The sequence below is a fragment of the Priestia sp. LL-8 genome (genome assembly GCF_036227845.1).
Lineage (GTDB): Bacteria > Bacillota > Bacilli > Bacillales > Bacillaceae_H > Priestia > Priestia zanthoxyli.
On record NZ_JAZAQH010000001.1, the window covers coordinates 378,243 to 397,220 of the forward strand.

Sequence of the window (18,978 nt, forward strand, 5' to 3'; positions counted from 1 at the left end):
TAGAAAGCTATGATTGCTATGGATCACACTATAGCAGGAGCAGCTTCTGGAGAGATCGCGATAGTTTCGCGACGCCGAAGGGTTCACAATCTCAGGCAAAAGGACAGAAGAGTACCGGATATTTATTTGGCATGTTACTAATTGGTAGCATGTACCATAATATTTGTTATTCTTATGACCATGAGATTGGAGCGCATCCAATCTCTTTTTTTATTGGACTTTATTTGTAGTCCGCACGATTGCATCAAAGGTTTTATTGTTAGGAGGAATTAGAGTTGGAACAACGAGAATTAAAGAGGGATTTATCCAATCGTCATGTTCAGCTAATCGCGATTGGAGGAACCATTGGGACGGGATTATTTTTAGGTTCTGGTAAAGCAATACAGCTTGCAGGTCCCTCTATCATCTTTGCTTATTTAATTGTGGGTATTGCGCTTTTCTTTGTGATGAGAGCGCTAGGAGAACTACTGCTGTCTAAGGCAGGTTATCAATCGTTAACAGACATTGCTGAGGAATATCTTGGACCGTGGGCTTCATTCGTAACGGGATGGACGTACTGGTTTTGCTGGATCATGACAGCTATGGCTGACGTGATTGCCGTTGGCGTATATGTGAAATATTGGTTCGATATCCCTCAGTGGGTTCCTGCACTTATTTGTGTGATTATTTTATTAGGGCTTAACTTATTAACCGTAAAATTATTTGGAGAATTAGAGTTTTGGTTTGCTTTAATAAAGGTTATTACGATTCTTGCGTTAATTATTATTGGCGTTATTTTACTGGTAATGGGATTTAAAACGGATGCAGGATCGGTTACGGTTCAAAATCTTTGGAATCATGGAGGACTGTTTCCAAACGGGGTTTCCGGTTTCTTACTTTCATTCCAAATGGTTATTTTCGCATACGTCGGGGTTGAATTGGTAGGGGTATCGGCAGCGGAAACATCAAATCCCCAAAAAAATATTCCATCGGCCATTAATAAAATTCCGCTGCGAATCTTATTTTTCTATGTTGGAGCGCTTATCGTCCTTTTATTTATTAACCCGTGGATGGAATTGAATGCAGCAGAAAGCCCATTTGTTAAAACCTTTAGTTTAGTCGGAATTCCGCTTGCTGCTGGAATTATTAATTTTGTTGTATTAACTTCAGCCGCTTCTGCTTGTAATAGCGGAATGTTTTCAACAAGCCGTATCTTATATAATTTAAGTAAAAATGACCAAGGGCCATCTACGTTTGCAAAACTGAACAAAAACCACGTACCAAGCAACGGATTGTTTGTATCTACGCTGGTTATCTCGGCGGGAGCTTTGTTAAGCAAACTGATACCAGATCAAGCTTTTGGCATCGTAACAACCATTAGCGCTATTTGTTTTATTTGGGTGTGGAGTATCATTTTGATTTGCCATCTAAGATATAAAAAAACGCGTCCGCAGCTGCATGCAGCATCAACATTCAAAGCACCGTTAACACCATTTATAAACTATGTTGTGCTAGCGTTGTTTGCAGTGATTCTTATTATTATGCTGTTTTCTGATGCGACGCGCCCAGCCTTATTGTTGACACCCGTTTGGTTTATTCTCTTATTTGGTTTTTACGGGGCTAGAAGGAAAAAGAAATAGTAAATTGGTGACCTCATCATTTCGTGATGGGGTCTTTTTATTGGAGGATAAATAATTGATTTCTACTGCATGAAGAAAATGCAGGAAGCAAAGTTTATATAAGAACCCTAAAAAAAGTTTTAACAGAAAATACAGTGAAAAAGCTCATAGTTTTCTGATAGTAATGTAGAACCAAATGCTTTTCTTCTATGTCTAAAGATGGAATTCTATCATTTACATGGAAAAGTTTTCATTTTGCAGTACAATGGAGGTAGACTTCATTAGATTAAGGTGAACAAACATGAAATGGTTTAAATCTCATACGTTTTGGAAAATCTTCACGATTAATGTGCTTCTTATTTGTACCGTACTGACGCTAATGTTTATAGTTTCAAGAGTGATGCTTCCTAATATTTCTCAAGATCAATATCGACAGGTAACTGATAAAACCGTCAAGAGAATGAAAGAGCAAATCAACGTCGTTATTAAAGATATTTGGAGCTTGGGAGACGAGGTACAGCAAGATCCTATTTTTTTATCGGATGATGAACAAGAGATAGACAAAGAACTGCAGAAAATAGTTAATATTTCACCGTATATCGATAGCGGAACCATTTTTAATACAAAAGGGTATGTGGAGCATTATTACCCAGATGATTTAAAGAGTATGAAGCACGTGAACTTAAGTAAAAGAAAATATTTTCAAGAAGCACTGCGAACTAAAAAAATATATTTAAGCGATGTCGTTTCAGCAGACACAAAGCATTACATTGTGGTGATGGCGATTCCTATTTTGGATGAGCAGCAAAATGTAAAAAAAGTTATAAATTTAGCGCTGCGCATTGAAGAAAATAAAAGCTTTCAATCCATTTTTCAAACGTTCGATATAGGAGAGAACGGCTATACATTTATTGTAGACCGCAATGGTAGAATTATTTCACACCCGGAGAAACAGAGAATCGGTGAAAATGCCAGGAAAAATGAAATCGTCCAGGAAACGATGAATCATAAATCAGGATATCAGCGCGTTGTGAACACCGAAGGTAAGTACTTTTTTGCGTCATTTGAATATATTCCTGTTTTGGATTGGGGAATTGTCGCTGAATTACCCGTTGAAGAAATTTATAGGCCTTATGAAACGTTTGAAAAAACGCTTTGGACCGTTTCAGCTATTACGATTTTACTGCTTTCTTTTTTTACTGCGCTATATGCAAGGCAAATTGTGAATCCTATTCGTAAACTATATGAATTGGCGGGACAAGTAGCGCGAGGGAATTTTAATCAAAAAATTCCGGAACGAGAAATTGACCGTGGCGAAATCGGTACTTTATCTAAACAGTTTAATGAAATGATTAGCTATATACGCCATTCTAAAGCAAATTTACAGCAAAAAGAAAATCAGCTGCAGGAACAAAAAACGTTTTTAAGACAAGTCATTGATATTAATCCAAGCTATATTTATGCCATTAATCAAAAAAGGGAGTTCATTCTTGTTAATGAATCTTTTGCGATGCTGCTAGGTGAAAAATCTGATGACTTGATTGGACAATCAATTGATAAATATCAGTTCAACCTTCAATCAGATCTTTTATATAAAGGGGCGTTTTCAAACTGTACCCAAAAAGGGATGGTATTAGAAGAACAGTTTAAAGATTCAAAAGGAAACAGGCGCTGGGTCGAAACAGCAAAACTTCCTATTATGAATGAAAAACAGGAAGTAATTCAAATGCTGTGCGTATCGACAGATATTACGGAGCGTAAAAAAGCAGAAGAGAAGCTTAGAACTTCTGAGAAGCTGGCCGTTGTAGGAGAACTTGCAGCTGGAATTGCCCACGAGATCAAAAATCCTTTGACTTCTTTAAAAGGTTTTGTTCACTTATTAAAAGAACAAAATCCCAAAGATGCTTTGTATATAGATATTATGGAAACTGAATTAGAACGAATGAATGGAATCGTAGAAGAATTTTTGATGTTAGGAAAACCTCAGGTTATGAATGTTGAACCCTTGAATATGCAAGCGCTTGTTCAAGAAGTGTGCTCGCTTCTTGAACCTGAAGCAGTAGAAAAAAAGGTAGCTTTCATATTTGAAAGGGACGACCAGTTACCACAGGTATATGGAGATAAAAATCAGTTAAAACAAGTAATTATTAATATTATTAAAAACTCTATCGAAGCAATGCCTGAAGGAGGGAGTATTCATATTACTATTAAAGCAAAAGAAAACCACCTTTGGCTGCAGCTTGCTGATGAAGGGCAAGGTATTCCTCCTGAACGGTTAGCGAAGATAGGCGAGCCTTTTTATAGTACAAAAGAAAAAGGTACAGGTTTAGGGCTGATGGTCAGCTATCGGATTATTAAAGCTCACCATGCGAAGATGACATTTTCTAGTCAGTTAAATCAAGGAACAAGTGTGGATATATTGTTTCCAATAATAAAAAAGTAGGGGAAGTTCCCCTACTTTTTATTATTATACTTATAATACATCAAAAGCTTTCATGCTACTAAAACAAACGAAAGTGCTAAAGAAGATATCCACAGGTTAACAAGAAGTTAACTGCTGAATTGTATAGGATATTCACAACTTTATCCACATTATTCACATTTTTTCAGAAAATTTACATAAAAATTACCCACTGTCATTTCAAGTTATGAAAGCGGTAATATACATATCTGATAAAGTTATACACATTATCCACATAATTGTGGGTAAACTTTGTGGATATAGTAAAGTATTAAAAAATCGTAAATCATACGCATAAAATCTTCGCGTTATTATCTTTACATAATATAAAACGTCCTTCCGATACACAGTTTACAGAAAGGACGTTGGGATGATCAAGCGTTGGATAGAGATGTTTTGCCTCACTTATTTTTTCGTGTAGCCGCCTGCACGGTCTGCTTTTTTAAACTCGCGGCCGTAATAGATTTCTTGAGCGCTACTTAACGTATTTTTTGCGTTTTCTTTTCGTTTTTTTTCAGACATAAAAAAACCTCCAATTAACGTTTTTCGATCATACTACTTATTTTTTCCAGAATCTCTCGTTTTTAATCATAAAAAAGCTCTCCGTGTAACGGAGAGACTCTTACGCTTCTTTAAGCTGGTGATCTTCTTGAACGTCTTGTTCGTGACGCAGGTAGTATAATGTATACAAGTCTTTTGGAATTTCGTATAAATCATATACGTCTTCATGTTGATTAATTTCATCGTATAAAGCTTTGTGTGTTTCATTCGCAAGTACTGCATAAGGCAGTTTTTCGGCAGCCTTAATAGACCTGATATTGATTTTACGAATTCGCATAAAAATTCGCTCTATATTTAACTCAAAGAACAGTTCATTAAAGAACGCTTCTTTTGCAATTTGATTATATCCTTTTCCATGAAATGGTTTGCCAAGCCAAGTGCCTAAAAAACCGGCTTGATCCTGTACATCAAATAAATTAATGGTGCCGATAGGGTTACCCCATTCGTCTAAAATCGTGCGAGAAATAATCTCTCCATGATCTTCTGCTTCCATCGTTTGTTTAGTCACAAATAAAAATTCTTCATAGGAATGGGCTTTATGACGAACAAAAGGGAAGACATCAGGATGTACCATGAGTTCGTATAGAGATTGACAGTCATTTAGGTCACGTTTTTTTAACATAACTTTTCCCTCCTGATCGAGGGTATATACAGACTCCAATCAAGTCCCCACCCTCGAAATTTTTTAATAATTAAAAAAATTTCGGGGTGGGAATCGAACCCACTAGAACCAGTTACCTGGTGGCGCACCATTTGCCTTCCCATTACAAGTCAACAAACATAAAAAGTCAACGTGTGATGTTTATGCTTTTGTGAAATTCACATGCTTCTAAACGTATCATACTAAAAAAAATAAAAAAAGAAAATAGGTAAAATGTTAATTTTTTTTAAATAATATTTTACCATCTATCATGGTGAAAATAGGCTTTGCTAGGTAGTGAAAGGGATGATGGCTCCATAGCACTAAATCAGCGTCTTTTCCTGCTTCGATACTGCCGATTCGATGATCAATACGGAGATTCCGAGCAGCAGTAATCGTGATGCCTTCTAATGCTTTTTGCTCTTCGAGTCCTTCACGTACGGCAATGGATGCGCAAATATTTAGATACTGAATAGGCGTATAAGGATGGTCCGTTGTAATGGAAACTTCTACTCCTTCATTGCAAAGAGCTTGATAAGTTTTCCACGTTTTATTCTTAAGTTCAACCTTTGAGCGGCGTGTTAAAGTTGGACCTACGCTCACTTTTAAATTTCTTCCACCCAGCTCTTTGGCAATTAAATGGCCTTCTGTACAGTGCTCAATACGAACGTCTAAATGAAATTCATCTGCTAAGCGAAGAGCTGATAGAATATCATCGGCCCTATGAGCATGAATTCGAACTGGAATCTCTCTATTCAGTGCTTGAGTGAGAGGTTTGATGCGCAAATCATCTTTGTTGTCACTGCTTTTTGCTTGATAAAAGGCTTCTCGTAGCATCCCCATAATGCCCATTCGCGTAATCGATTCTTTATTGCCGTGGCTGTGAATTCGTTTTGGATTTTCTCCTAGCGCAATCTTAAGTCCAGCTGTCTCTTGAATTAACATTTGAGAAATGCTTGTTCCAGCTGTTTTAATAACGGAAGTTGTGCCACCAATCACATTTGCACTTCCTGGCATAATGTGTACAGACGTAATACCCGCTTCAATGGCATCTTTAAACCCAGGATCTAAAGGATGTACACTGTCAAAAGCTCGGATATGTGGAGTCATAGGTTCAATGGTTTCGTTAGCATCATTCCCGGCCCAGCCGGTTCCTTCATCATATAATCCTAGATGTGTATGAACATCAATAAATCCAGGGAATAAATAACGCTGTTTGCAGTCAATGACTTCTACTCGAAGAGGTGGCTGCAAGTTTGGCCCAATTAAAACAATTTTTCCATCTTGAATGAGCACATCACTATTATAAATAGGTTTTGACGTAATAGGATAGAGCGTTGCATTTTTCAAGAGAATGGTTTTCATAAAGTTACTCCTATCTATCGGCAGCTTAGTCACCTGTTTTAGGGAAATAACAGAAAATAACTAGAGTAAATCTCGCAATGCATCTTCTAATACAGTATATGTAAAAATGTAATTCTGTTGAATCAATTTTTCAGGTAAAACGCGCTGTCCCTTTAAAATAATCATACTCATTTCTCCCATCAGCAGCTGAAGGCCAAAGCTAGGTACGGGCATCCAATGAGGACGATTCAACACTTTTCCAATCGTCTTTCCAAACTCTTTCATTTGAACGGGATTTGGGGCAGTTACATTAACAGGTCCCTCTATTTGTTCGGTATGGATACAATAATCGATGATCTTCACGACGTCTTGAAGATGTACCCAAGACATCCACTGTTCTCCGGAACCGACTGTTCCTCCTGCAAATAATTTATAAGGAAGGGCCGTAGAAGGAAGTGCTCCGCCACCTTTCCCTAATATAACGCCGAATCTTGTTAAGACAGTACGAATATTGAGTTCCATCGCTTTTAGGGCCTCATTTTCCCACTTTTTTACCGTTTCAGCTAAAAAGTCTGTGCCGATGGATGGAGAAGCTTCTGTGAACGTTTCTTTCGTTGATGTCCCGTAATAACCAACGGCGCTTGCATTTACGTAAAGTGACGGTTTTTCGGGCAAGGCAGCCATAATACGAAGGATTTCTTGAGTAGAAGAAAGGCGGCTTTCCACGATGGCTTTTTTGCGCTCGTCCGTCCAGCGGCCGCTGTTAAGTGAAACGCCAGCTAAATTGATAAAAACGTCTGCTCCTTCTACATGCTCTTCAGGTTGGCTGTTTTCTTGCATCCACTCTACATATTTAAGTTTCGGATCTCTTGCAGCTTTATCTGCATTGCGTGTTAAAATATATACATAATGTTTTTGTGTTAAAAAATGTTTTGTTAAAGCTTTACCTACGAATCCAGTTCCTCCAGCAATAACAATTTTCATACGAACTTCCTCCTTTATTGAGATAAATAAAAATGTGTATGATACGTTTGGCGGTTCTTCAGCCATCAATTTAATAAGAAATATGAGGTGAAGGTTAATGCCTGTTGTCACAAAGATCACAACGCAAAAGAATAGCGGTGAACGTTATAATGTGTATTTAGATTACGGTAAAGGTGAAGAGTTTGGCTTTGGTGTTGACGAAAATGTCCTCATCAAATATGACTTAAAAAAAGGTCGTGAGCTTGATGAATTTGAATTAACGGAAATTCAGTATGCAGATGACGAGAAAAAAGCTTATAATTTAGCGATCATTTACTTATCTTATCGAATGCGCTCTGAAAAAGAGGTACATGATTATTTAAAGAAAAAAGAAATTAACTCTACTATTATTCAACAAGTTATTCAGAAACTAGTCAGCCACCGTTATTTAAATGATGAAGAGTTTGCCAAAGCATTTGTGTTAACTCAGATGAACACGACATCAAAAGGACCAAATGTGATTCAAAGAGAATTAAAAGAAAAGGGGATTTCTGATTCCATTATTACCCTTAGTTTATGTGAATACCCTGAAGAACAGCAAATTCAAACTGCTGTAAAATTAATTGAAAAGTTAAAAGGGAAATACAAGAAATTATCTCAAGTGATGATGAAACAAAAAATGGAACAAGCATTGGCAGTGAAGGGCTATTCGTTTTCTGTTATTCAAGAAGCATTTCAGCTAACGGATACAGAAAAAGAAAGTGATGAGGTTTGGGAAGCTCTGCAATATCAAGGAATGAAAGCTCATCGTCGTTTTTCAAAGTATGAAGGCTGGGAATATCAGCAAAAAATGAAGCAGGCTCTTTATAGAAAAGGATTTTCCATTGAACAAATTCAATCATTTCTAGATTCTATTGAAGAGGAATAGAGCGGGGAAAAAAGTATGTTAGTTGAAGGAAGATCCGAACGATGAATCGAGATTCTTGATAGAGAATCCAACTCGTTCGGATTTTTTTATTGTGATGTTTAACATAAGCTTCAAGTATTTAGTTGCTTTCAGCGGTTGATTGGAGGGCAAGACAGAGACTCCTGCGGGAAAAGCGGAACAGGTGAGACCCCGCAGGAGCGTAAGCAACGAGGAGGCTCACCGGCCGCCCGCGGAAAGCGAAGTCTTGCACGCAAATCAACCGCCGTATAACAAGAGATTCTTATAAGATCATTTATACAATTTGTTTATCTTTAGATGGATGTAGTTATGTTTCAATCTTTTTAAAACAAAATATCTTCTGAGTCATTCTGCTGTTTATAAATAATCTCAGCGATTTCTGAAGCTGAGCGCAAGCGGCTTTTATCTTTAATATGGTTGTTGTGATCCCAAAAAGGAGTATTCATGCCTCCCATATACGCTGCAATCACATGAAGGTTGGTATCTTGGTACTCCACTTTTAAACTTTCTGTAAATCCCCTTACGCCAAATTTACTTGCCACATAGACGCTTTCATTGGCTTTCCCTCGAAGTCCTGCAGTTGAAATGATATTCATAACTTTAGGTTCAGGTCTCGTCAAGAGATGAGGCATAAGCGCTTGCGTTAAAAAAATAGTTCCTTTTACATTTGTATCGATGACTTCATCGATTGCTTGTTTTGTATAATCTGTCAAAGGACCAAAATGTCCAATGCCTGCGTTGTTGATAAGGATATCTACTGAATGCTGCATCAGCAGTTTTTCTACAGATTTTCCTACTTCTTCATACTGTGTAATATCTACAGACATCGTATATACGTTGTCTCCTAGCTCATGCTGCGCCTCTTTTAATTTCTGTTGATTGCGTCCAGCTAGAATGACGTTGTAGTCTTTTGCGTAAAGTTTTGCGATTTCTTTTCCAAGACCCGTCGCACCGCCTGTGATTAGCACTGTTTTCATTCCCAAAACTCCCTTTTCATAGTCTCCCTTTAGTTATACCTTTTGTTATAATAAAATGAAAGCAAACAAGGGGGAAAACAGCATGTCTGAAAAACGTTATAGTGATATGACGACGTATGAACTTCAACAAGAAATTGGGTCTCTTCAAGAAAAAGCACGAAAAGCTGAACAGCTTGGCATGGTCAACGAGTATGCAGTATTAGAAAGAAAAGTAACAATGGCTAGATCGTATTTATTGGATCCTGAAACGTTTAAAGCAGGGGAAGTATATGAAATTCAAGGAGATCCGGGTTCATATTTTAAAATTGATTATATGAACGGAGTTTTTGCATGGGGGTTTAGACTTGGCTCACCGCAAAATGAAGAGGCATTGCCTATTTCCATGTTGAAAAAATAAAGGGACGAACAAGCAGCACGAAGTGTGCTGCTTGTTTGATTTCTATATTCGCTTTACTTTTAAACAAATAAGCAAAGCAAGCGGTTATTCTTCGCGCTCATTAGAAGCATGCATACGTTCTTGCGGATGCGTATTGATCGTTCCATTTGCACGTTTTGATGCGTATTCTGCTTTTGCTCGAGGCTCGCCTTCAAACTTAGTATGATGTTGGTTTGTAAAATCTTTTGCTTTATTGCGCATCGATACCTCTCCTTTTACAACAGAAAGCGTTGCGGTTATGATATAGTACATGAGGGAGTGAATAACTCCGCATTTATAGTGTAAGTTAAAAGTGCAAACATACTCATAAAGAATTTTGGTAATCGAGGTGTTCTTATGAACGATATATTCGAAAGATTAACGAATCAGCTATTAAATAAAAACAGTTCGCTTTCATATGCTCAAGCCCGTACGTGGGTCGAACTTTTCTGGGAAGATTTTGAGTCATCTTACGCAAAAGCCGGATATGATTATAAAGGGAAAGAAGCGACGGAAAAGGTTGTTACGATGTATATCAACAGCTACGGTGACAAACTTCATGAAATCGCGGTTAAAAACCCTAAATATCAGCATTTATTAAATAACGATGACTATTTAAAACATTAAATAAAAACGAACCGTCTTCTCAAGACGGTTCGTTTTTGGGTTTCATATTTGTTCTTGTTATGATTAGTGCGGGAGGTAATCAAGCTTTTTACGCAATTTTTTCTCACTGAAAATCCAACCAGTGTACGAACAAATAATATTTAAGTCGTAATCAAGCTGTACTACGGCTACAAATGGATAGTAGTCTTTGCTGCGGTAGCGCAAATCAATAAAGCGCACTTCAATGTGGTCGTTATATTCGTCCAGTTCCCATCTATAAATAGGTGAAAAGGAAAGAAAAGCAGATAAATTTTCATCTTTTTTCGCTACTTCAATTACGGCCGACTCAGGAATTGGAACTTTATCAAACGTATCATAAATAAAAATTTCTTCTCCGATTGCTCTTCCTACATGAAAGTACTTTTCGGTCGTCACGGCTAAGTGCCAGTGAGTGAAACGCAGCGTAGGAGAGATATTGAGCTTGATAACATCAGGAAACTGTTTTCGAAGCTTCTTGGCGATTTGATGGCGCATATAAAAGCGCAGTCCATAGTAAAACGCCAATAACACATACAGCGTAATGAATGTTGGTCCTGGCTCTGCTCCAATAAACCAGATTAAAATCGCAAGTACGTGAGCTGAGAAAATCACGTAATCAAACGTGTTGATTACGCCAAGCGCAATCCATTTATTTGTGAAAGGCCGTAAAGCCTGCGTGCCATAAGCGTTAAAGATATCAACAAAAACGTGAATAATGACGCCTGCAAAGGTCCACATCCATAGGTGCAGCAAGTTAGCTCCTGGTAGCAGAAGCGAAAGAATGAGCACGATAAGCAAAGGCCATAAAATAACAGCCGGGATAGAATGTGTAATTCCACGGTGATTGCGGATATACTGTGCATTGTTTCGCAGCTTTAAAACAGTGTCTAAATCAGGTGCTAATGACCCGGCCATTACGCCAATCATCACAGCATCCATTGTGGCTGTATTCGCAGATACAGTGGGGTCTAATGTTGCAAGGCCGCCCAGAGCGATTCCCATTGCAATGTGTGTACCAGTATCCAGAGCGAACTCCTCCTTTGTAAGATGACGATCTTAGATTATTCTAATTCAGCATGAAAGCTTGATTTAAAGCAAAAAATCTCATTTTATTATTAACGCAGCAAATTAGCTGTTTTTATTCATTATTTGAACAATTCATTTTACTATTCATATTTGTAGTTGTTATAAGGTTATCATAAAGTTACTAAGATTCAAAAAGCAACACATTGTATATGTATAGTTAATACCTCGGAGGCTATGACGTGAAACAAAGTAAAGATATTGTACAAAATTTTGATATTCGAGCATTTCAAAATGACTTAATCTCTTGGTTTGAGCAGGAACAGCGCATTTTACCTTGGCGTCAAGATCAGGACCCTTATAAGGTGTGGGTATCTGAAATTATGCTTCAACAAACGAGAGTAGATACGGTCATTCCTTATTTTAATAATTTTATTAGCAAATTTCCCACGATCAAAGACTTAGCTTATGCAAATGAAGATGATGTGTTAAAAGCGTGGGAAGGGTTAGGCTATTATTCCCGTGCCCGTAATTTGCAAACCGCGGTTCGAGAAGTTCACGAACAATACGGGGGAAAAGTTCCAAATACGCCAGCAGAAATTTCCAAACTAAAAGGAGTGGGTCCTTATACAACAGGAGCCATTTTAAGTATTGCATACGGAGTGCCGCAGCCTGCTGTAGATGGAAATGTCATGCGTGTGCTATCGCGCATTTTATCCGTTTGGGATGATATTGCAAAACCGAAAACAAGAAAGCTGTTTGAAGAAATCGTGCATGAAATTATTTCAAAAGATAATCCTTCCTATTTCAATCAAGGCATGATGGAACTTGGTGCCATTGTCTGTACACCAACTTCTCCTTCCTGTTTGTTATGTCCAGTTCGCGAACACTGCCGCGCTTTTGAAGAAGGAGTGCAGAATGAGCTTCCTGTTAAATCAAAGAAAAAAGCGCCGCGTGCTCTTCAGCTTGCTGCAGCGGTGATTAAAGACGGTGAAGGAAATTATCTAATTCATAAGCGTCCAAGCAAAGGACTTTTAGCTAACCTATGGGAATTTCCAAATATAGAAGTAGATCTTAGTATAGCGCCAGATCATCAGCAGCTTCAGGCATTTATTCAAAATGAGTACGGAGCTGATATTAAAATTAATGCGCCGTTTACCACAATTCAGCACGTGTTTTCTCATATCGTCTGGAACATCACAGTATATGAAGCAGAGCTTGTAAGTGATATCAGTACATTAAAAGATTTGAAAGTGGTTTCTGAAAAAGATTTAGAACAATATGCATTTCCTGTTTCCCATCAAAAAATCTTAAAAGAATATTTACTTGTTAAATAAAAGAAGCGTGGATAAACTCCGCGCTTCTTTTTATTTAATCATATGATACGTGCGTGCCGTGTGTATAATCTGCTTCGTGGCGCTGTAACCCGCCGCGTGCTTCAATTTCTTTAATAATTTGCTGATGAATACTTTGTCCTTCAGCATTTAAATACGGCGTCATTTGCTGTAAAGAGTGATGGAAAAACGCAAGCTCGCTGTCTTTCCACTCGCTTTTAGAAATCATTGAAAGAGCCGTCATGTCTCGACCTACATACATTCTATTCACCTCGTTCATTTCATCAAGTTTTATCTATTTTCCCTATATTACTTGTTTCTTATGCGATAAAATCAGTACAATGTAAAGATAATATGATACATAAGGGAGATGACATCATGTCACAAAAGGTAGCACTAGTTACGGGAAGCAGCAGAGGTATTGGTAAAGAGATTGCTTTACGTCTTGCTAAAGAAGGATACGATATTGTATTAAACTATGCACGAAGCAAAAGTGCAGCGCAGGAAGTAGCGGAAGAAATTAAAGCATTAGGCAGAGAAGCATTAGTTGTTAAAGCAAACGTAGGAAAAGTAGAAAAAATTAAAGAAATGTTTGAGCAAATTGATGAAGCATTCGGTCGCTTAGACGTGTTTGTAAGTAATGCGGCTTCAGGAGTTTTACGTCCTATTATGGAATTAGAAGAAACTCACTGGAATTGGACAATGGACATCAATAGCAAAGGATATTTATTCTGTGCACAAGAAGCGGCTAAACGTATGGAAAAAGTAGGCGGAGGAAAGATTGTTACCATCAGTTCGCTTGGTTCTATTCGCTATTTAGAAAATTATACAACAGTAGGTGTGTCAAAAGCTGCTGTAGAAGCATTGACCCGCTATTTAGCAGTGGAGCTGGCTCCAAAGAATATTGTGGTAAATGCTGTATCTGGAGGTGCTGTGGATACAGAAGCATTAAAGCACTTCCCAAATCGTGATGAACTGTTAGATGATGCGCGCAAACATACTCCAGCTGGTCGTATGGTGGAGCCAAAAGATATGGTAGATGCAGTGATGTTCTTAGTCTCCGATCAAGCAAATATGATTTGCGGTCAAACGCTTATTATTGACGGAGGGCGTTCACTTTTAATGTAAGGTAAATGTATTTTGTGCTTGCGCCTTAAAATACTGAAAAAAAGTTTGCATACCCTATTTACCTCCCGGGCATATTAATTTTCGTGGAGGTGATTACAATGGCAAAACAAACAAACAAAACAGCATCTGGTACAAGCACACAACACGTGAAAAACCAAAATGCTCAGGCATCTAAAAACAACTTCGGTACTGAATTTGGTAGCGAAACAAGTGCTCAAGAAGTGAAACAACAAAATGCACAAGCAGCGGCAAACAAAAGCCAAAATGCTCAAGCATCTAAAAACAACTTCGGTACTGAATTTGCTAGCGAAACAAGTGCTCAAGAAGTGAGACAACAAAACGCACAAGCTGAAGCAAAGAAAAACCAAAACTCTGGTAAATACCAAGGTTAATATCAAAAGCGAACTTAACGTCTTTCAAACGGCGATGTTAAGTTCGCTTTTTCTTATATAAAAAGCAACAAAGTATGACAAAACTTCTTGAAACTTTACACAACTCGTCAAAGGAATCTGTCTCACCTAAACAGAATGTTAACAGAAGTGCCGCGTGTATGGTTAAAGCAAATAGGGAGGAGCTATCGTATGAAAAAATTTGATCAGCTAGTGACTCAACAATTGGAGACCATGGATCAACTTCTGTTTTTGCAGTCTGAGATTGAGCGCTGTCAGGAAATTGAAGGTGAACTAGTAAAACTTCATGAAGAAGCAAAACTTCATTCTGTGCAAGATGAAATTAGTGAAATGAAGCTAAAATTAAAAGAGATTCAATTGACGTTTGAAGCACAAACCGAAGACATTATTCGTACATATAAAAGTGAAGGGGCTTGCTCTACACTTGCTTAATGAACATTGATGTGTCACTTCCTCTCTTTTTTAAGGCTGCCAAGCAAAGGAAAAGTAGGGGAAGTGACTTTTTTGAACTCAAGAAGGTTAGCACATTTGTGTTAAAATGAGAGAGAAACCGTTATAATAAACATAAGACAAATGGAGACGTTATATGAATTTTTTTAAGTGCTAAAATGAAAGTAGGTATTGGAGATGGGAATTCCGGTGGAAGGAGAAACAATTCAAATACACAGCTACAAGCATAATGGACATATTCATCGCGTGTGGGATCGGACAACCGTATTAAAAGCAACTAATAACTTAGTGATTGGAGGAAATGATCGTACGGTCGTTACAGAATCAGATGGACGAACATGGGTCACAAGAGAGCCTGCAATTTGTTATTTTCATGCTCAGCAATGGTTTAACGTCATTGGGATGATTCGTGAAGATGGAATTTATTATTACTGCAATATCAGTTCGCCGTTCATTTATGATGACAATGAAGCGCTCAAATATATTGATTATGATTTAGATATCAAAGTCTATCCAGATATGACATACACCCTTCTTGATGAAGATGAATATGAAAAGCATCGAAAAGAAATGAATTATCCAGAAGTGATTGACCGTATTTTACATAATCACGTAGAGGAGTTAAAAGGTTGGATTCGACAGCGAAAAGGCCCGTTTGCTCCAGATTTCATTGACATTTGGTATGAGCGTTTTTTAACATATCGGCATTCTTGATGAATGATCTAGAGAACATTATGTTAGGCCGTCTAAAGCTGACTGTTTGATATAATGTTCTTTTTGGCGTTATGCTCACCATGTTTTAGAAGAGATAAAAGCACTAAAAAATCGACGCGTGTACATATACTAAGAAAGCTTGCCCTCATAGATAGAAAGGGGAGATTTTATGGGAAGTATAAGACGCTACATGAAGTTTGTACAGCCATACAAATGGCAAATTGTCGGCACTGTATTAATTGGTATTATTAAATTTGCTATTCCTTTATTAATTCCGCTGCTTTTGAAATATGTTTTGGACGATATCGTAAATGGACATGGCATGTCTTCCTCTGAAAAAGTTCATAAAATGGTGACGATTATGGGAATTTCGTTTGTTATATTTTTAGTGTTAAGACCTCCCATTGAATATTACAGGCAGTATTATGCTCAGTGGGTATCGAGCAAAGTATTATATGATATTCGAGATCAGCTGTTTAGCCATATTCAAAAGCTTAGCTTACGTTACTATGCAAATACTCGAGCGGGTGAAGTGATTTCACGAGTCATCAATGATGTAGAGCAAACAAAAAACTTTGTTATCACAGGCTTAATGAATGTATGGCTTGATATGATGACGATTGTAATAGCCATTGTGATTATGTTTACGATGAATGTACCTTTAACACTGGTATCGATTATTTTGCTGCCGGTTTATGCGTTCTCTGTAAAATATTTTTACAGTCGTCTGCGCCATTTAACCAGAGTCCGTTCGCAGGCCTTAGCGGAAGTGCAGGGTCACTTGCATGAAAGAGTTCAAGGAATCTCTGTTATTCGCAGCTTTGCTATTGAGCCTCATGAGCAGAAACAATTTGATAAGCAAAATTCAAATTTTCTACAAAAAGCAATCAATCATACGAATTGGAATGCCAAAACATTTGCAGTAGTGAATACCATTACTGATTTGGCGCCTTTAATCGTGATTACATTTGCTGGATATCAAGTCATCACAGAAAGTCTTAGCGTAGGAACGATGGTAGCATTTGTTGCCTACATTGATCGCTTGTATAATCCGCTTCGTCGATTGGTCAATTCATCTACTACCCTCACACAGTCTGTTGCATCTATGGATCGGGTATTTGAGTTCATTGATGAAGAATATGATATTACGGATAAAGAAGATGCAAAAGAATGCGCTGAGCTTCATGGAAAGGTTCAGTTTGAGAATGTTTCATTTGCTTATGAGAAAGAAGAAAAACCTGTTATTCATGATATTAATTTAGATGTAGAAAAAGGAAAATCCGTTGCGTTTGTTGGAATGAGCGGAGGAGGGAAATCCACGCTTATCAGCTTAATTCCCCGCTTTTACGATGTGACAGAAGGGAAAATCCTTATTGATGACATCTATATCAAAACTTATAAAGTACGCAGCCTGCGAGATAAGATTGGAATCGTCCTGCAGGATACGGTGCTGTTTAGTGACACGGTTAAAAACAACATACTGCTTGGAAAGCCAGGGGCGACAGATGAAGAAGTCATCGCTGCGGCAAAAGCTGCAAATGCTCACGATTTTATCATGAACTTGCCCGAAGGATATGATACAAAAGTGGGAGAGCGAGGAATGAAGCTGTCTGGAGGCCAAAAACAGCGTATTTCCATTTCGCGCGTATTTTTAAAAAATCCGGCTATTCTTATTTTTGATGAAGCCACTTCAGCTTTAGATTTGGAAAGCGAGCACTATATTCAAGAAGCGTTAGCTGAACTGGCAAAAGACCGTACCACCTTTATTGTAGCCCATCGTTTATCTACAATTACTCATGTTGATGAAATTGTGCTTTTAGAAAATGGAAGAGTAGTCGAACGAGGTTCTCATGAAGAGTTAATTAAGAAAAAAGGTCACTACTATGAGCTCTTTAACGTTCAGCAGCTTGATACCATTTAAAAAACACCCCCTATGGTTCACCATAGGGGGTGTTTTTTAATCCTCTTGTCGCTGATGATTAATATCAAAAGAGTTGTCATCTTTGTGATAGTTTTGGAACGTATCAATCAGCTTATCAAGATGTTCTAACTCTTCACTATACTCAATGATAACAGAAATTAAAGGAAATATATGATAAATAACTTTATTCTCTTCATCATTATCGTATATTTTGTACTGCATAAATTTATCGATTAAAGCTCGTTTTCCAACGCAGGCTTCGTTTGGTACAGTAGTGGTTGGCTGTACGCGTAATTTCCCAATGAATTTTAACAATACTTGCTCATGGTACATTAGAAGGCACTCAGCTTCAGATTTGATTAAATCTTGAAATTGCTGAGGCATGACTTGAAGGTCGTTTTCTACTCGGTGAAGTAGTTTCAAAGTTGTAAGAGCCCGTGTTGTTACGGTAATCATTTGACGAAATAAAACAAGCTTGCGTGATTTAACAAAACGTTTTTTCTTTGAATAAGTTCTTTCTTCTTTATAAAAGTCGAAAAGTTGATTCATCTTCGCCATATTGTCTTTCATTTTTTCAATGTCTTCTTTTAACAATGTGTGCTCAGATGCGTGATAAAGATTCATGCGAATCCATTTAATAATTTCTTCCGTTGTGCTTACAATTTTATAATACAGTTTTGTTTCATACTTTGGCGGAATAAAAATAAGATTGACAATAAATGCTGAGAATACACCAAGTAACACTGTACCAAAGCGTATAAGCGCATATTCAACGAAATTATCTCCTGGATTTTCCATGATTGCAATTACTGTCACAAGCGCAAGTCCAATTGTATTATTAATACGTAATTTTAAGTTGACTGCGATGACAACAACAGCGGTAAAACCAATAATGATGGGATGGGTACCAAAAATAAGTCCAAAACAAACTGCAGAAGCAGCTCCAATCACATTCGCCTGTATTTGCTCCAATATCGTTAAATAAGATCTGTAAATAGACGGTTGAATTGCAAAAACAGCCGCAATTGCCGCAAATATTGGAGATGGTAAACTTAGAAATTCACCTAATAACAATGAAAGTGTAATGGCAATTCCCGTTTTTAAGATGCGGGCACCAAGTTTCATGTGCGTTCGTAGTTCCTTTCTGTAAAAAAGTTTTTTCGTTATGAAGAATGTTCCCCAAAACAAATGATAAATTGCAAAAATCAATCCTTCTTTATTACATAACCTGTTGGAAATAATATAAACAATAACATACTATACAAGGTTTAAGAATGGATATCAAGAGAAAACAAGCAGAAAAATAAGGGTATTTCTCGGGATTTTTCGACAGGCTGACAAAAAGGAGATGACGTGTAAGAAATGGTTATGAAGGGTGAGGATGTTCTATAAGAAAACCCAAAGATAAGACAAAAAAGCACTCATTTTCAAACGAGTGCTTTAGAGTA

Annotated in this window: 21 protein-coding genes and 1 riboswitch; of the genes, 12 read left to right on the forward strand and 9 right to left on the reverse strand. The window is 37.5% G+C overall.

The genetic code is table 11. The annotated features are described in order from the left end of the window. Nucleotides 1-36 precede the first annotated feature (36 nt). Nucleotides 37-117: riboswitch (glycine riboswitch) on the forward strand. 158 nt (nucleotides 118-275) lie between these two features. Together U9R83_RS01995 and U9R83_RS02000 are read left to right on the forward strand one after the other, a co-directional pair. Next, nucleotides 276-1,619, forward strand: coding sequence for an amino acid permease (locus tag U9R83_RS01995; protein WP_033580770.1), 1,344 nt, complete (start codon nucleotides 276-278; stop codon nucleotides 1,617-1,619). Between the two features lie 280 nt (nucleotides 1,620-1,899). Next, nucleotides 1,900-4,041, forward strand: coding sequence for a PAS domain-containing sensor histidine kinase (locus U9R83_RS02000; RefSeq protein WP_033580771.1), 2,142 nt, complete (start codon nucleotides 1,900-1,902; stop codon nucleotides 4,039-4,041). 423 nt (nucleotides 4,042-4,464) lie between these two features. Here U9R83_RS02000 and U9R83_RS02005 read toward each other — a convergent pair whose 3' ends face one another. From U9R83_RS02005 to U9R83_RS02020, 4 genes are all read right to left on the reverse strand, one after another. Further along, on the reverse strand, nucleotides 4,465-4,581 hold the full coding sequence (locus tag U9R83_RS02005) for a YfhE family protein (RefSeq protein WP_013055148.1): 117 nt from the start codon (nucleotides 4,579-4,581) through the stop codon (nucleotides 4,465-4,467). A 100-nt stretch (nucleotides 4,582-4,681) separates the two neighbouring features. Then, nucleotides 4,682-5,242, reverse strand: coding sequence for a GNAT family N-acetyltransferase (locus U9R83_RS02010; protein ID WP_013055149.1), 561 nt, complete (start codon nucleotides 5,240-5,242; stop codon nucleotides 4,682-4,684). 255 nt (nucleotides 5,243-5,497) lie between these two features. Further along, complete coding sequence (locus tag U9R83_RS02015) at nucleotides 5,498-6,625, reverse strand: amidohydrolase (RefSeq protein ID WP_014461835.1); 1,128 nt, start codon at nucleotides 6,623-6,625, stop codon at nucleotides 5,498-5,500. A 60-nt stretch (nucleotides 6,626-6,685) separates the two neighbouring features. Beyond that, entirely contained in the window at nucleotides 6,686-7,588 is a 903-nt protein-coding gene (locus U9R83_RS02020) for a TIGR01777 family oxidoreductase (protein ID WP_014461834.1), read from the reverse strand. 97 nt (nucleotides 7,589-7,685) lie between these two features. Between U9R83_RS02020 and recX the strand changes: the two genes are divergently transcribed. After that, nucleotides 7,686-8,495, forward strand: coding sequence for a recombination regulator RecX (recX, locus tag U9R83_RS02025; protein WP_014461833.1), 810 nt, complete (start codon nucleotides 7,686-7,688; stop codon nucleotides 8,493-8,495). Nucleotides 8,496-8,630: 135 nt separating this feature from the next. After that, nucleotides 8,631-8,765 (forward strand): hypothetical protein, encoded by a 135-nt coding sequence (locus U9R83_RS02030; RefSeq protein WP_258873763.1) that lies wholly within the window; start codon nucleotides 8,631-8,633, stop codon nucleotides 8,763-8,765. Nucleotides 8,766-8,836: 71 nt separating this feature from the next. Here the strand turns inward: U9R83_RS02030 and U9R83_RS02035 are convergent, their stop codons facing one another. Next, nucleotides 8,837-9,490, reverse strand: coding sequence for an SDR family NAD(P)-dependent oxidoreductase (locus U9R83_RS02035; RefSeq protein ID WP_243550189.1), 654 nt, complete (start codon nucleotides 9,488-9,490; stop codon nucleotides 8,837-8,839). Nucleotides 9,491-9,572: 82 nt separating this feature from the next. Between U9R83_RS02035 and U9R83_RS02040 the strand changes: the two genes are divergently transcribed. Next, on the forward strand, nucleotides 9,573-9,887 hold the full coding sequence (locus U9R83_RS02040; RefSeq protein ID WP_013055154.1) for a YfhH family protein: 315 nt from the start codon (nucleotides 9,573-9,575) through the stop codon (nucleotides 9,885-9,887). A gap of 84 nt (nucleotides 9,888-9,971) precedes the next feature. On the opposite strand, the gene U9R83_RS02045 is transcribed toward U9R83_RS02040, so the two are convergent. Further along, nucleotides 9,972-10,127, reverse strand: a complete 156-nt coding sequence (locus U9R83_RS02045; protein ID WP_028412433.1) for a small, acid-soluble spore protein K — start codon at nucleotides 10,125-10,127, stop codon at nucleotides 9,972-9,974. Between the two features lie 135 nt (nucleotides 10,128-10,262). Between U9R83_RS02045 and U9R83_RS02050 the strand changes: the two genes are divergently transcribed. Next, nucleotides 10,263-10,532 carry a YfhJ family protein gene (locus U9R83_RS02050; RefSeq protein ID WP_013055156.1) on the forward strand — a complete coding sequence of 90 codons (270 nt, stop codon included), beginning with the start codon at nucleotides 10,263-10,265 and terminating at the stop codon, nucleotides 10,530-10,532. 63 nt (nucleotides 10,533-10,595) lie between these two features. Here U9R83_RS02050 and U9R83_RS02055 read toward each other — a convergent pair whose 3' ends face one another. After that, nucleotides 10,596-11,576: a metal-dependent hydrolase gene (locus tag U9R83_RS02055; protein WP_074682687.1), complete on the reverse strand. Its 981-nt coding sequence runs from the start codon at nucleotides 11,574-11,576 to the stop codon at nucleotides 10,596-10,598. A 239-nt stretch (nucleotides 11,577-11,815) separates the two neighbouring features. On the opposite strand from U9R83_RS02055, the gene mutY reads away from it, so the two are divergent. After that, nucleotides 11,816-12,910, forward strand: a complete 1,095-nt coding sequence (gene mutY / locus U9R83_RS02060) for an A/G-specific adenine glycosylase (RefSeq protein WP_014461828.1) — start codon at nucleotides 11,816-11,818, stop codon at nucleotides 12,908-12,910. 34 nt (nucleotides 12,911-12,944) lie between these two features. On the opposite strand, the gene U9R83_RS02065 is transcribed toward mutY, so the two are convergent. Next, on the reverse strand, nucleotides 12,945-13,169 hold the full coding sequence (locus U9R83_RS02065; protein WP_014461827.1) for a hypothetical protein: 225 nt from the start codon (nucleotides 13,167-13,169) through the stop codon (nucleotides 12,945-12,947). 116 nt (nucleotides 13,170-13,285) lie between these two features. Here U9R83_RS02065 and fabL point away from each other — a divergent pair, with 116 nt between their 5' ends. The 5 genes from fabL to U9R83_RS02090 all read left to right on the forward strand — a co-directional run bounded on the left by fabL (nucleotide 13,286) and on the right by U9R83_RS02090 (nucleotide 17,530). After that, complete coding sequence (gene fabL, locus U9R83_RS02070; RefSeq protein ID WP_016762867.1) at nucleotides 13,286-14,035, forward strand: enoyl-[acyl-carrier-protein] reductase FabL; 750 nt, start codon at nucleotides 13,286-13,288, stop codon at nucleotides 14,033-14,035. A gap of 98 nt (nucleotides 14,036-14,133) precedes the next feature. Further along, nucleotides 14,134-14,427, forward strand: a complete 294-nt coding sequence (locus tag U9R83_RS02075) for a gamma-type small acid-soluble spore protein (protein WP_014461825.1) — start codon at nucleotides 14,134-14,136, stop codon at nucleotides 14,425-14,427. A 189-nt stretch (nucleotides 14,428-14,616) separates the two neighbouring features. Then, a complete protein-coding gene (locus U9R83_RS02080) occupies nucleotides 14,617-14,877 on the forward strand; it encodes a YgaB family protein (RefSeq protein WP_014461824.1) in 261 nt (86 codons plus the stop codon). A 195-nt stretch (nucleotides 14,878-15,072) separates the two neighbouring features. Next, nucleotides 15,073-15,609 (forward strand): nucleoside tri-diphosphate phosphatase, encoded by a 537-nt coding sequence (gene ntdP / locus U9R83_RS02085; protein ID WP_013055163.1) that lies wholly within the window; start codon nucleotides 15,073-15,075, stop codon nucleotides 15,607-15,609. A gap of 169 nt (nucleotides 15,610-15,778) precedes the next feature. Further along, nucleotides 15,779-17,530: an ABC transporter ATP-binding protein gene (locus U9R83_RS02090; protein WP_328575056.1), complete on the forward strand. Its 1,752-nt coding sequence runs from the start codon at nucleotides 15,779-15,781 to the stop codon at nucleotides 17,528-17,530. 36 nt (nucleotides 17,531-17,566) lie between these two features. Here U9R83_RS02090 and U9R83_RS02095 read toward each other — a convergent pair whose 3' ends face one another. Next, nucleotides 17,567-18,655: an FUSC family protein gene (locus U9R83_RS02095; RefSeq protein ID WP_014461822.1), complete on the reverse strand. Its 1,089-nt coding sequence runs from the start codon at nucleotides 18,653-18,655 to the stop codon at nucleotides 17,567-17,569. Nucleotides 18,656-18,978: the final 323 nt, after the last annotated feature.